Source organism: Aeromicrobium sp. WCS2018Hpa-31, from assembly GCF_031843905.1.
Classification (GTDB): domain Bacteria; phylum Actinomycetota; class Actinomycetes; order Propionibacteriales; family Nocardioidaceae; genus Aeromicrobium.
Genome location: NZ_JAVTJF010000010.1, coordinates 98698 through 112160, shown reverse-complemented (window position 1 = coordinate 112160; position 13463 = coordinate 98698). Strand labels below are relative to the sequence as shown.

The following is a 13463-nucleotide window of genomic DNA, read 5'->3' as shown; positions in this document are numbered from 1 at the left end:
CACCACAGGATGGGTGCGACGCGCATCGAGCAGGTGGGAAGCGAGGTGCTGCGCAGCCTCACGCGTCTTGACGAACGTCACCGCACCCACGGCTGCTCCCCTCGGTCGTTCCGGCCACCCTGCCACCGAGAGGTGACAAGGGTGGCCGGAACGGTTGACTCGGTCAGAGTCCGAGGTCGACGTACGCCTTGCCGCGACCGAACAGGTCGCTCACTTCGAGCTGTCCACCCTTCACTGCGGCCTCCGGGACGTCGAACACGAGGATGCCGGTCTTCGGGACGTCAGGCTGCATGTCCTCGAAGATCAAGGTCTCGCCGTCGTCACCGCTCGCCGCGATGGTGCCGTCGCTGTCCGTCGAGTACTTCTTGCCGTTGGATCCCACGAAGACCGCCGCGGAGTCGAGGAAGGTCTTCGTCTCGTCCTTCGTGTTCTCGATCGTGATCTCGACGATGACGTAGGTGCCGCCGGCCTCCTCGGAGAAGAACTCGCTACCGACGCTGCCCTGCGTCTTCGCGCTGTTGACCGTGTAGGTCGTGCCCTCGAGCTCGACCGACTCGCCGATGGCCACGGGGTCGGCCTGCGTCACCTTCGCGCTGTCGTCCGACCCGCCGGACCCGCCACCGCGGGTGGCTCCTTCCTCACCGCCGCTGCCGAGCGCCGCGGCCACGATGATCACGCCGACGACGATCGCGGCGATCCAGCGCTTCTTCTTGTACCAGGGCCGCGAGGCCTTCGCATAGGCCTTCGCCGCCTTGGCTGCGGCCTTCGGGTTCTGCTGCTCGTGCTGAGTCTCGGACATGGTCGATCCCCCGTCTTCGGTGATGTGGAGTCGTCACCGTAGGGCGGATCGGCCTGTGCTCTCAGCGATTCCCGTGGCTCGATGTGACCACTCGACCTGACTCGGGAGCATGGCTTCCCCTGTGCTCGTCCGTGACCGCCTGGACGTCGGACCCGTAACCACGAAGTCGCACCCTGCACAGACGCTCCAGGGAATGTCAGCGCGGCTGTCCAGCGACGATCCGCCCAGGTCCCGTCCCCAGGAATGCGCTCAGTCTGGCGGGCGCGGAGTGCCGGCGGGGTACGTTCAACGAGCTCAGGCCCGTCGCGAGATCGACTGGGCCCACGGTCATCAGGCGATCGCCAAGGAGCATCTCCGGTTCTGCGGCGACGAGGTCGAGGTGCGGGACGCCCACGACGACGGCCGTCCGGCGAGCACGGGCACGGTGACGGACGGCCGTGAGCCAGTCATCCCGGTGGTCCACCAGACCGTCCGCTCCGTCGATCACCAGGAGGTCCAGGACCTCGAGATCCGATTCTCTCGGCTCCGTCAGCAGCGCCCCGAGGCCGTCTCCCGCCCCCATGACTCGGAACGTGCCCTCCACGCCACCGGCATCGCACACCGCGATCCCCAACGTGTTCCCATCGACGTGCCGTGACGCCACGAGCGTGGAGCGGCCGGCAGCGGACGCTCGGGCGGCGATGTCCGTCATCACGACGCCTCGTTCGATCAAAGGGCCGCAGACGACCCACACGCAACCGAGCCCGAGCTCGCCGGCCAGCTCGCCGATCACCCCGTCGAGCTTCACGGAACGACTTTCGTAGAAGTCCCGCGCCCCCATGGCGTCAGCGAGGCGAAAGGGCGGAAGACCCGACGGTGCGGTACTCACAAGGATCGCTGAAGCTTCCAGATCGCGTGGTCGAGCTCGGTGACGTCGTCGAAGGGGTGCGTCGACGCGATCAACAGGTCGCGAACGTACTCGCTGCTGAACCGATCGCCCGATCCATCGCTCCTGGCGGCTCGACCCACGTACCTGATGACGTGCACGTCGGCCTTCACGTCCGGATGACCGAGCAGCATCGAGAAGTAGGACCAGGTCACCGGGCCCAATCCCTTCGTCCCGATGTAGGCCCACTTCGCCGCGATTCGACGCTCGGGATCAGCGAGGTCGATGGCGTGCACGACACCTTCCTCCACCAACCGACCAGCAGCTTCGTCGACCACGTCCACCTTGGGTCGGCCACCCGTGGTGGACCGGTTCGAGGCGACTGCGCCGAGGCTTGGGCCGGCCTGGCCCGCCAGGAACGTCAGGTCGTCGGGCCGGTCCACCCCTCGCGCCTCGCGCCAACGTGCGACGACACGTCGAACTCCGACGTCGGGAGTGGCGCCGTACTTCGCGCGGATCGAGAACACGGCATCGATGAGCGCTGACTCGATCTCCTCCGGGTAGCCCCCAGGCCAGCCCGGGTCCTCCCTGGTGGGGAAGTCCTTCAGTATCGCAGCGTTCAGCGCTGCGAGTTCGTCACGAAATCCGGGCACGGTCACGCTCCCCTGATCTTCCTCAGAACCGCAGGTCCCCCGACCGCCTCGATGTGCTCCGGGTCCCCGCACACGACGAGCAGGTCGCGGGCGCGGGACAGGCCGACGTAGAGCCGCTCCATGGCGCGCTCGCGGTCTGGCTGCTCGTTGAGGGCGAGCACGACGGCGGGGCGCTCGAGTCCCTTGAAGCCCATGACGTGCCCGTAGAACACCTGGTCCTTGTCCCAGAAGGAGTCCCAGTAGGCCTGCCAGCCGTCCTCCTGCCGTGCCTTCTGCTCGGGGTGGCGCGGGCCGGTGGCGACGAGCGCGAGATCCGAGGGCTGCCAGCCCTCCTCGAGCAGCTGCTCGACGACGTCGTCGGCGTGCTCGATGGCCTGCTCCCAGTCACACGGGACGAACCGCACCTCGGGACCGTCGTGCTGCGAGATGCGCATCTTGTTGGGCGCCATGGACGAGAACGTCGACGAGATCTGCTTGGTGTTGCGCAGGGCTCGCGTTGCCATCAGCACATCCCATCGTTGTGGACGAGACCGGGTGGTCCAACACGTGGAACGTGCTGGACCACCCGGGCCGTCAGAACATCAGCTGCAGCCGCTGGTGCTGCCGCAGCCCTCGCAGACGTGGCAGGAGCCGGCGGGGCGCATCTTGGTGCCGCAGGTCATGCACAGGGGCGAGTCGACCGCGGAGCCGGTGATGGCCTCGAGGAGCTCGGCCGACGTGTGGGCCTGCTTGGGGGCGGGCTTGGCCGTGTCGGCCTGGGCCTGCTCGGCGGTCAGCACCTCGACAGGCTCGGCGACCGGGGTTCCGGTGTTCGAGGAAGCCTCGGCGGTCGCGGCCTCCTTGAGCGTCTCCGGCTCGGTCTCGACGAGCTCGGCGGCCGTCGTGCCCTTGCTGATCGGCTGGTGACTGCCCGTGTCGAGGTAGCGCTGACGCTCCTCGGCCGAGTGGATCCCCATCGCCGAGCGCGTGTCGAAGTCGATGTAGTCCAGCGCCAGACGGCGGAAGACGTAGTCCATGATCGACTGCGCCATGCGGACGTCGGAGTCGTCGGTCAGACCGGCCGGCTCGAACTTGAGGTTCGTGAACTTCTGCACGAACGTCTCGAGCGGCACGCCGTACTGCAGACCGATCGACACGGCGATCGAGAAGGCGTCCATCACGCCGGCCAAGGTCGAGCCCTGCTTGCCCAGCTTGAGGAACAGCTCGCCCAGCTCGCCGTTCTCGTGCGCACCGGAGGTCATGTAGCCCTCGGCACCGCCGACGCTGAACGACGTGGTGATCGACTGGCGCGACTTCGGCAGACGACGACGGATCGGCTTCTCGACGACGACCGTCTTGACCTCGGCCGCACCCTCGGCAGCCTTGGCCGACGTCTTGTCGTCCTGGCTCTTCTGCGAGGACAGCGGCTGGCCGACCTTGCAGTTGTCGCGGTAGACGGCGAGCGCCTTCAGACCGAGCTTCCAGCCCTGGAAGTAGACGTCGGCGATCTCCTCGACCGTGGAGGTCTCGGGCATGTTGACCGTCTTGGAGATGGCGCCGGACAGGAACGGCTGAGCCGCAGCCATCATCCGCACGTGACCCATGGGCTTGATGGCCCGGTCGCCCACGGCGCAGTCGAAGACCTCGTAGTGCTCGGGCTTCAGGCCGGGCGCGTCGACGACGTGACCCTTCTCGGCGATGAACTCCATGATCGCCTCGATGGTCTCGCCGGTGTAGCCGAGCTTCTTGAGCGCGATCGGGACCGTCTGGTTGACGACCTGCATGGAGCCGCCGCCGACCAGCTTCTTGAACTTGACCAGCGAGAAGTCCGGCTCGATGCCGGTCGTGTCGCAGTCCATCATGAAGCCGATGGTGCCGGTGGGCGCGAGCACGGACGCCTGGGCGTTGCGCCAGCCGTTCTTCTCGCCGATCTTCAGGTTGTCGGCCCACTGCTTGGTGGCCTCGCGCTGCACGGCGATGTCCATCGAGTGCAGCGTGCGGATGTCGTCGTTGGCGGCGAGGTGCTTGCGCATGACCCGCGTGTGCGGCGTGGCGTTCTGCTTGAAGCCGTCGTACGCACCGACGACGCCGGCCAGCTCGGCCGAGCGACGGTAGGACGTGCCCGTCATGAGCGACGTGATCGAGGCGGCCAGCGCGCGGCCACCCTCGGAGTCGTACGCCAGGCCCGAGGCCATGAGCATCGCGCCGAGGTTGGCGTAGCCGATGCCCAGCTGGCGGTAGGCGCGCGTGGTGTCGCCGATCGCCTCGGTCGGGAAGTCGGCGAAGCAGATGCTGATGTCCATCGCCGTGATGATCAGCTCGACGCTCTTGACGAACTTCTCGACGTCGAACGTGGTGCCGTCCTCGGACAGGAACTTCATCAGGTTGAGGCTGGCCAGGTTGCAGCTGGAGTTGTCCAGGTGCATGTACTCCGAGCACGGGTTGGACGCGGTGATGCGGCCGGTCTCCGGCGTGGTGTGCCAGTCGTTGATCGTCGAGTCGTACTGGATGCCCGGGTCGGCGCAGGCCCAGGCGGCCTTGGCGACCTTGCCCCACAGCTCGTTGGCGTCGATCTCCTCGATCACCTCGCCGTTGGTGCGGGCACGCAGACCGTAGGAGGTGTGCTCCTCGACGGCGCGCATGAAGGCGTCGTCGACGCGGATGGAGTTGTTGGCGTTCTGGTACTGGACGCTGGTGATGTCGTCGCCACCGAGGTCCATGTCGAAGCCGGCGTCACGCAGGACGCGGATCTTCTCCTCCTCGCGCTCCTTGGTCTCGACGAACTCGACGATGTCGGGGTGGTCGATGTCGAGCACGACCATCTTGGCCGCACGACGCGTGGCGCCACCGGACTTGATGGTGCCGGCGGACGCGTCGGCGCCGCGCATGAAGGAGACGGGGCCCGACGCGGTGCCGCCGGAGGAGCGCAGCAGCTCCTTGGACGAACGGATGCGCGACAGGTTGAGGCCGGCACCGGAGCCGCCCTTGAAGATCAGGCCCTCCTCGCGGTACCAGTTGAGGATCGAGTCCATCGAGTCGTCGACGGCGAGGATGAAGCAGGCGCTGACCTGCTGCGGGCTCGACGTGCCGACGTTGAACCAGACGGGGCTGTTGAAGCTGAAGACCTGGTGCAGCAGCATGTGCGTCAGCTCGTGCTCGAAGACCTCGGCGTCCGCGTCGGTGGCGAAGTAGCCGTGCTCCTTGCCGGCGGCGGTGTACGTGAGCACGACGCGGTCGAGCAGCTGGCGCAGGCTCTGCTCACGCTCGGGCGAGCCCACAGCGCCGCGGAAGTACTTGGTGGTGACGATCGTGGAGGCGTTGACGCTCCAGAAGTCGGGGAACTCCACACCGCGCTGCTCGAAGACCGTCTCGCCGGTCTTCCAGTTGGTCTGCACGACGTCGCGACGCTCCCACGTCACGGCGTCGTACGGGTGCACGCCCTCGGTCGTGTACACGCGCTGGATGCTCAGGCCCTTGCCGGCCTTGCTCCCGCGCGTCTTGCCGGACTGTGCCCGGCCCGTCGATCCGTCGACCGTCTCCGTCATGTCGTGCTCCTGTGTCGCTGCTGGTGTGTGAAAGGTCGTGCGTCCCGCCCCGTGGCACGGGACGAGGTCGTTCAGGGTGCCGGTGCCGCCCGTGGGCGGCGGGTGGTCAGGGAAGCTGTCGTGCGGTGTGCTCGGCCAGCTCGCCGTCTGCGGCGCGGGCCATGAGGACGGCGATCTCGGCGGCGAAGTCGTCCACCGAGTCGAACGCCTTGTAGACACTCGCGAAGCGCAGGTACGCCACCTCGTCGAGGCTCTTGAGCGGGTCGAGGATGGCCAGGCCGACCTCGTGGGCCGCGATCTCGGCCGCACCGCTCTCGCGCAGTGCGTCCTCGACCTGCTGGCCGAGGCGTGCGAGGTCGTCGTCGGAGACCGGACGGCCCTTGCAGGCCTTGCGGACGCCGGAGATGGCCTTGTCGCGGTTGAAGGGCTCGGTGGCCCCCGACCGCTTGAGGACCGTCAGCTGCATCTGCTCGATGGTCGTGAAGCGCTTCTCGCACGCTCCGCAGACCCGACGACGCCGGATGGCGCCGCCCTCCTCAGCCACCCGGGAGTCGAGCACGCGGGTGTCGGGGTTCTTGCAGAACGGACAGTGCACGGTGCTCTCCTCTCGGGCTGATTTCTTCGCGGGATCTGGGGACAACCTGGGGATGAAGAGGTGGATGGCCCGGGATTCCTGTGGGTAAGTCCCCCGTCCCTGTGGGACTAGATGTGGAGAACTACATCGGTGTAATCACTAGATGTAGTGGCTACCGTACGCCTGCACACCAGGTCATGCAAGCAAGTCTGACGAGTTGCGCAGACAAATCTGAGAGCTCGATGTTTGCGCAGGTCAGCGGCCTCTCGAGTCACACGAGCCTCAGGTGTCACGGCGTGTCCCGGCGCCACCGAGGTGGAACCACCCCCTCCTCGACCACGACGTACCCGGTCCCGAGGGGCTCTCACCGAAGCCTCTTCCTCTCAGGAACAATAGGGAGGACGATGACCGCATGACCATGCGACTGAACCCCTACCTGAACTTCCGCGACGAGTCCCGCGAGGCGCTCGAGTTCTACCAGTCCGTCTTCGGCGGGACGATCGAGGCGATGACCTTCGGCGAGGCCGGCATGAGCGACGACCCCGCCGTGGCCGACCGGATGATGCACGGCCACCTCGTCACCGACGCCGGCTTCGACCTGATGGCCTCCGACACTCCCCCGGGCGGTGACCAGCCGTCAATGGGCACGGCCATCAACGTCACCCTCAACGGCGACGATCCCCGCATCCGCAACTACTGGGCCGGACTCAGCGAGGGCGCCGAGATCGTGGCACCGCTCGAGCGTGCACCGTGGGGCGACGAGTTCGGCCTGCTGAACGACCGCTTCGGCGTGGCCTGGCTGGTCAACCTCGCCGCGAGCCAGTAGGCCTGCGCCAAGCCCACCACGCTGCGCCCCTCAGATCGGGCGCGGCACCGCCACGCCCAGGTGCTCGAGGGCGGCGTCGACGAGCGCGAACGCGGCGAGACGGCTGCGCGTCGCGTTCGCGAGCGCCTGACGCTTCAGCTCACCGGGTTCGGAGCCGCTCACCCGCACCAGGTCGGCGCTCTCGTCGACCCAGCGGCTGAACGTCTCCGGCGTCACCTCGGGATGGAACTGCCAGGCGATCACGCGGGCACCGAAGGCTTCGTCGACGAAGCACTGCGGGCCGAACCAGGAGCTGCCGATCACCCGCGCCGTGGGCGGCGGGCTCAGCACGTCCTGGTGGAACTGGCCCCACGGCCCCTCCGGGCAGAGGACGTCGTCGAGCGTGTCGACGCGGCGCCACCCGATCTCGGCACCGTCGCCGCGGTACGACGTGCCGCCGAGGGCACGGGCCACGAGCTGGGCGCCGTAGCAGATGGCCATCACGGGGACGCCGGAGCCGAGCGCCACCCGCACGACGTCGGACTCCGCTTCCACGACGTGGGCCCAGCGGGGCTCGTGCGCCGAGCGCTCCGAGCCGAGGCTCAGGACCAGGTCTACGCCGGTCGCCGACCACGGGGAGTCGATCGTGTCGCGGTCGATCCAGGTCAGCTCGGCGCCGTGCTCCCGCAGCCGCTCCGTGACGTAGCCGCCGGAGCGGTCGGTGTCGTCGGCCAGCACGTGCACCTGCAGAGGGCGGCCCGACGAGGTCGGGTCCGCCGGGGTAGGGGCGTCGTTCATGCCCCCATGGTGCCGGACGGGCCCGTCACTCGTAGACGGGCACCGCGAGGTCGGAGCCGAGCTGCAGCGCACCGGCGCTGGGCAGCGAGTTCATGCGCATGATGTCGTCGACCGTGTCGCGCACGTCGCCCTCGGGGTTGGCGTCGGCGGCGATCTGCCAGAGCGTCTGCCCCTCCTGCACGGTGACGACCGTGGTGGCCGGGACCGCACCGGCGTCGGAGGTGGCGACGGTGGACGAGCCGAGAGCGACGACCGTGACCGCCAGCGCCGCGATGACGGCGAGCAGGAGCACGAGGCGGCCCCGACGGGTCAGCCGGACCGCGGCCGGCTCGGTGGTGCTGCGCGGAGCCGAGGCGATCCCACGGGAGAACGACGGGGCGAAGCGGCTGGTCTCGTAGACGGTGATGGTGCTCATGGTGACCTCCGGGGAAGGGAGAGGAAGGAGTCTTGGTGTGTCGATCGAGCACCTGTCGATGTCATTCGAACGTCGATGCTCCGGGGGCGGTGGTGCTCCGCGGATCCGACGAACAGATGTTCGATCGAACACGTGTACGACAGTAGGGGAAGGCGCCGACAAAAGCAGCCCCCTTTCGAACAGGAATCCGAACAGGACCGCCACTCGCCTGCAATTCCAGTGAAAGAATCTTCGACACGGTGTTCGACTGTGACGCGTCGCACGCGCGTGGCCGCCGTCTCAGGACGGTTGCGGGGCCGTCGAGCACGGCATTCGAACGCGCGACACGCTGTCGAACATGTGTTTGTAAACGTCCCCGCAGAGGTCTAGCGTGGGGACCATGAGCGACGACAGCACCCTCGACCCCTCCGCCGACGCGCCGCGTCGGGGCCGCCCGAAGGGTTCACGCAACTCCGTGCGTGAGCTGCCCGACGGTCCCGTCGACGAGATGACCGGCCTCACCGGCCGGCAGCAGAAGATCCTGCACTTCATGCGCGACCAGATCGAGCAGCGCGGCTACCCGCCCAGCATGCGCGAGATCGGTGGCGCCGTCGGCCTGGCCAGCACCTCCTCGGTCGCCCACCAGTTGCGGGTCCTCGAGCGTCTCGGCTACGTCAAGCGCGACCCGAATCGCCCGCGCGCGATCGAGATCTTCCTGCCCGAGGTGGTCAAGGCGCGGCGCACGCTCAGCTCGGCCGACGACTCCGAGGTCGACGAGACCGGCTTCGGCGACCAGCGCCCCGAGGCCACGTACGTGCCCATGCTCGGTCGCATCGCCGCGGGCGGTCCGATCCTGGCCGAGGAGCAGGTCGAGGAGATCTTCCCGCTCCCCCGCTCCCTGGTCGGCGACGGCACGCTGTTCCTGCTCGAGGTGCGCGGCGACTCCATGGTCGACGCGGCGATCTGCGACGGCGACTACGTGGTCGTCCGCCAGCAGCCGGTCGCCGAGAACGGCGAGATCGTCGCCGCCATGCTCGACGGCGAGGCCACGGTCAAGACGTTCCAGCGCAAGGACGGCCAGATCTGGCTGCTGCCGCACAACGACGACTACTCCCCCATCGACGGCAACCACGCCACGATCCTGGGCAAGGTCACCACGGTGCTGCGCCGACTCTGACTCCCGTCGACCGCTCACTCGCACGACGCGAAGGGCCCCCTCCCACCCGGGCCTGTTCGGCTTTTAGTGTGGTTTTGGGCGCGCCTTGTCCGGCCCTCCCGGTAGCCTTGACCCTTCGGTCAGGGCCCGGGAGGGCCGGTTCGCGTTCGGAGGGGGTCGCTGGTGGTTGCCGCCCGCGACCTCGAGGACGGCACTGCCGGTAGGACCGGCGCCGGCACGCTGTCTGGCGGAGACGTCCCGCCAGGAGGACAACTGACCGACGCAGCAGCACCGCAGTGCCCGGACCCGTCACACGCGGGGAGCCGGGTGCGCCGCCGTGGGCTCAGGGCCTCCGCGGCCGGCACGCGGCAGCGGTTCGAGTGCCTGCCCGAGACCGGAAAGCGGCACTTCTTCACCACCCCGGCCGCCGGAGCGGTCGAGGCTGGACGCTCACCGAGGCAGCGGTGCCCTGACCCGTGGCACGCCGACGCCCGGGTCCAGGGACGAGGCACGCGCACGACGAAGGCGGGCACCTGGCGGCGGTTCCGGTGCACCCGGCCCGACGGCAGCTCGCACTTCTTCCAGGTGCTCGCCTCGGCGGCCGGCACCCAGCTCACCTCGCTCGACCGCCCGCCGGGGTGCCCCGAGCACGCGGTCTCGAAGGTGACCCGGCAGGGCGTGTACGGCCGCGGCGCCACGAAGCGGCAGCGCTACCGCTGTGTCCCCGCCGACGGCACGGCGCCACACACCTTCACCCCGCCACTGGCACGGGAGGCCGTCGAGGTCGGTGTCGAGAGCTGCACGACTTGCGACGAACTGCTCTCCCCGCACCGCGGCGCGCTCACCGGCGCCCGGCACACCCCGTGGACGCTCGCGTTGTACGCCCGGGCGCTGAACGAGCTCTCGATGGGCGCCAGCTACGCGGCGGTGTCGCTGATGATGCGCGAGTACCGCGACCGAGCCAGCCGCCACCTGCTCGAGCACCATGGCGGCGGCGCGCTGCTCGACGGGCAGGCGACCGGGGCCGCGCAGTCGTACACCGCCGCGCAGGGCAAGTCCGCCTGGCACCTCGCCGCCGACCTGGTGGAGCAGTACGCACCGCTGCTGTGGCGCCCCGTCGAGCAGCAGATGCGCGACCGCGACCGGCAGCAGCGCGCCGCGAACGACCAGCAGCTCGCCGCTGCACCGAACGCCGCGCTCGCCACCCCCATCACCTGGCTGCTCGACGAGCAGCCGGTCATTTTGTCCGGCCGTCGCCGGCGCGGCCAGCAGCGGCGCCTTGAGCGGAACCAGTGGAGCTTGCTGGTGGTCGTCGAGGTCCGCTGGCACCCGGCCGAGGACCCGATGAGCTACCCGCGTCGGGAGTACCGGCTCCGGCTGGCGCGCGCCTACCCGCGCGCGAACGAACAGGCGTGGCGGCTGGTGCTGGACGAGCTCGGCGAACGCCCGGACTTCATCGTCGCCGACAACGCCGAAGCCATCAGCAACGCGGTGACGAAGCAGTACGGCGCAGGGGTCGTCGGACTGGTCCCGAGCCTGTTCCACATCCAGCGCAACCTCCGCGACGCACTGAGGAAGCTGCCAGGGGCGACCACCAAGCTCGAGGGGCGCACCGTGCTGGTCCCCGAAATGGCCAAGCACCTCGACGTGCTCGCTCGCGACGAGCTGCTCAACCTCGGCCCCGCCGACTGGACACGGTGGTGGGACGACCTCATCGGAGCCGTCGCCACGCTGCCGGCGCCCGTGACCGGAGTGCTGGAGCAGCGCCGCATCTACGAACCCCGGGTCGCGGCCGCGCTGCCCATCCTGGCCCGACAGCCGCAGCTGCCGGCGTCCAACGCCGCGGTCGAGAACCGGATCCGGCACGCGCTTGAGCCGTTCCTGGACAACCGCAAGCAGCTGTACCGCAACCTCGCCCGGACGAACTTCCTGCTCGATCTCGCGGTCGCCCGGGCCCAGGGCGCGTTCACCGACCTCGACGAGGTCACCCGGCTGCTGCGCGAAGACAACGAGGCCGCCGGCGGGTGGGCACCCGCCCCGCGCACCCTCGCCGACGCTCAACCGCCACCGCGCGCCGAGGGTGAGCCGCCACCGGTGTACTCCTCGCTGTTGAACCCGCTGCTGGTCGCCGCGCTCGCCGAGCAGCGGCTCACCCAACCACCCGTTCGGCAGCAGGACGGGCAGCAGGGCGGGCAGCAGAGCGGAGGGCGACCGTGACGCTCACCGACGCCGGCTTCGAGCTGTTCCAGCACCTCACCGCCCGCACCTTCCTCGTGCTCGACACCGAGTACACCCGCGACCCCGACGGGGATGGCGACCGCATCATCTCCCTGGCCATCACCCCGGTTGTCGGCGGGAAACGGGTTCGCGACGGCGAGCTGTACGTCGAGATGAACCCCGGCGTGCCCGTTGACCCCCGCTCCACCGCGGTGCACGGCTTCACCACCGAGGCCGTGGCCCGCAAGCGCCGCTTCGGCTACTACGCGCCCGCGGTGCTCGACGCCCTCACCGTCCCCGACGCGGTGCTGGTCTGCCACACCGGCAGCGACATCCGGGTGCTGCGCCGCGAGTTGGAGCGGCTCGACGAGGCGAGGGCAACCGGGGACGCGACGGTGCCCGTCGGCCTCGAGCAGCTGCCCGAGCTGCCCATCATCGACACCAGCACCCTGCCGCGACTGCTCCGGCTGCCCGGCGTCGGTCAGCGCGGCGTCGTCAGCCTCGCCACCTTGTGCCAGCTCGTCGGGGTCGCCAACGCCGAGGCGCACCACGCCCGCGCGGACGCCCGCGCCACCGCCGACGCCCTGGTCAAGCTGCTCCTTCAGGCCGCCGGGGCGTTCGCCTACGACAGCCTCGAGGCGCTGCTCGAAGATCACGCCCGGGGCACTACCCACGACCCGAAGCTTCCTGGCTACATCCGCAGCCGCCGCGAAGCGTCCGTCGTCCCGACCGAGCACCTGGTCCGCCACGACTCCCCGCTCACCCACGCGGGCACTCCGGCCGAGCAGCAGGCGTGGTTGGAGCTGGCCGTGGAGTGCGTGCGGCTGCGCTGCCCGCACCTGCGCCCCGAAGCCACCCTCGCCGCCCAGGAGAACGGCGCCGCGCTGTTCGACCCACTCGTCGCGCTGCTGGCCACCGTCACCGAGCCCGGCCAGGCAGGCACCCTGCTCGGCGCCGTCGCCGCACTCATCACCGCCTCCAGCCCTGGTGCCGACCCGCCCGCGGCCGCGCCCGCGCTCGCGCACACCCGGGCGCTGCGCTGGTGGGCCAAGCAGCGGCCCCAGGTCGAAGCCTCCACCCCGTGCGAGCCGTCCGGGTCTCGCTCCTGCCCCGACTGCTGGGAAGGTCACGGTTGCCCCCGCGACACGCTGTACCAGCCGGTGACCCGGATCGCGGTGCTCGGCGAGCAGGGCAGGCTCACCAAGACCGGCATCCGAGACCGCCTCTTCGGCAAGCGCGAGGACCGTCGCATCAACCGCTGGTCACCGACCCACCCGCGCGAGACCGCGTACATGGCTTGGATGGTGTTCACCTTCACCGTCGAGGAGGACCGGGTCCTCGCCGCGAACGACTACCTCGCCGTCGCGATGAGCAAGGGGCTCCACCTGCTCGAGCCGCGCCTGGCCCGAGTCGCGTGCCAGTCGATCGCGGAGACCCGCGGGCTGACCGCAGCGAAGGAGGTCGCGGGGACGGTGCTCGCCGGCCGCACGACCGACCCGGCCTACGATGAGCTCGAACTGTGGATGACCTGGCACGAGCAGGCCGCGGTCGCCACCGCCCGGGCCCAGCAGCCGCGCACCATCACCCACCGGCGCCTCGCCCGCCCCGAAGGGCGCGTGAACCCGAACCCCTACCTGCCGCGCTGATGGACGAACCAGTCGGACATCCCAGCCGGCGT

General features: G+C 69.5%; 12 protein-coding genes. 4 read left to right on the top strand and 8 right to left on the bottom strand.

The genetic code is table 11. From position 1 onward, the window contains the following. Positions 1-163: 163 nt before the first annotated feature. The 6 genes from RQG84_RS14145 to nrdR all read right to left on the bottom strand — a co-directional run bounded on the left by RQG84_RS14145 (position 164) and on the right by nrdR (position 6436). Complete coding sequence (locus tag RQG84_RS14145; RefSeq protein WP_056578717.1) at positions 164-799, bottom strand: DUF4352 domain-containing protein; 636 nt, start codon at positions 797-799, stop codon at positions 164-166. Between the two features lie 196 nt (positions 800-995). After that, entirely contained in the window at positions 996-1586 is a 591-nt protein-coding gene (locus RQG84_RS14140; protein ID WP_311210512.1) for a hypothetical protein, read from the bottom strand. A 77-nt stretch (positions 1587-1663) separates the two neighbouring features. Further along, positions 1664-2323, bottom strand: a complete 660-nt coding sequence (locus tag RQG84_RS14135; protein WP_311210511.1) for a hypothetical protein — start codon at positions 2321-2323, stop codon at positions 1664-1666. Next, the gene (locus RQG84_RS14130; protein ID WP_311210510.1) at positions 2320-2820 is read right to left on the bottom strand and encodes an ATP-binding domain-containing protein; all 501 of its coding nucleotides are present in this window, start codon (positions 2818-2820) and stop codon (positions 2320-2322) included. Before RQG84_RS14130 ends, RQG84_RS14135 begins: the two co-directional genes overlap by 4 nt. Before the next feature lie 78 nt (positions 2821-2898). After that, positions 2899-5841 carry a vitamin B12-dependent ribonucleotide reductase gene (locus tag RQG84_RS14125; protein WP_311210509.1) on the bottom strand — a complete coding sequence of 981 codons (2943 nt, stop codon included), beginning with the start codon at positions 5839-5841 and terminating at the stop codon, positions 2899-2901. Between the two features lie 106 nt (positions 5842-5947). Then, complete coding sequence (gene nrdR, locus RQG84_RS14120; protein ID WP_055967602.1) at positions 5948-6436, bottom strand: transcriptional regulator NrdR; 489 nt, start codon at positions 6434-6436, stop codon at positions 5948-5950. Positions 6437-6827: 391 nt separating this feature from the next. On the opposite strand from nrdR, the gene RQG84_RS14115 reads away from it, so the two are divergent. Continuing rightward, positions 6828-7241 (top strand): VOC family protein, encoded by a 414-nt coding sequence (locus RQG84_RS14115; protein ID WP_056578826.1) that lies wholly within the window; start codon positions 6828-6830, stop codon positions 7239-7241. A gap of 30 nt (positions 7242-7271) precedes the next feature. Here RQG84_RS14115 and RQG84_RS14110 read toward each other — a convergent pair whose 3' ends face one another. Together RQG84_RS14110 and RQG84_RS14105 are read right to left on the bottom strand one after the other, a co-directional pair. Next, the gene (locus RQG84_RS14110) at positions 7272-8018 is read right to left on the bottom strand and encodes a glutamine amidotransferase-related protein (RefSeq protein WP_311210508.1); all 747 of its coding nucleotides are present in this window, start codon (positions 8016-8018) and stop codon (positions 7272-7274) included. Positions 8019-8043: 25 nt separating this feature from the next. Continuing rightward, entirely contained in the window at positions 8044-8433 is a 390-nt protein-coding gene (locus RQG84_RS14105; protein ID WP_082480785.1) for a LysM domain-containing protein, read from the bottom strand. 379 nt (positions 8434-8812) lie between these two features. On the opposite strand from RQG84_RS14105, the gene lexA reads away from it, so the two are divergent. The 3 genes from lexA (at position 8813) to RQG84_RS14090 (ending at position 13431) form a co-directional block, all read left to right on the top strand. Next, a complete protein-coding gene (gene lexA / locus RQG84_RS14100) occupies positions 8813-9589 on the top strand; it encodes a transcriptional repressor LexA (protein WP_055968558.1) in 777 nt (258 codons plus the stop codon). 306 nt (positions 9590-9895) lie between these two features. Continuing rightward, positions 9896-11785, top strand: a complete 1890-nt coding sequence (locus RQG84_RS14095; protein ID WP_311210507.1) for a hypothetical protein — start codon at positions 9896-9898, stop codon at positions 11783-11785. Next, complete coding sequence (locus tag RQG84_RS14090; RefSeq protein ID WP_311210506.1) at positions 11782-13431, top strand: 3'-5' exonuclease; 1650 nt, start codon at positions 11782-11784, stop codon at positions 13429-13431. The genes RQG84_RS14095 and RQG84_RS14090 overlap by 4 nt, the downstream gene beginning before the upstream one ends. The last annotated feature ends 32 nt before the right edge of the window (positions 13432-13463 follow it).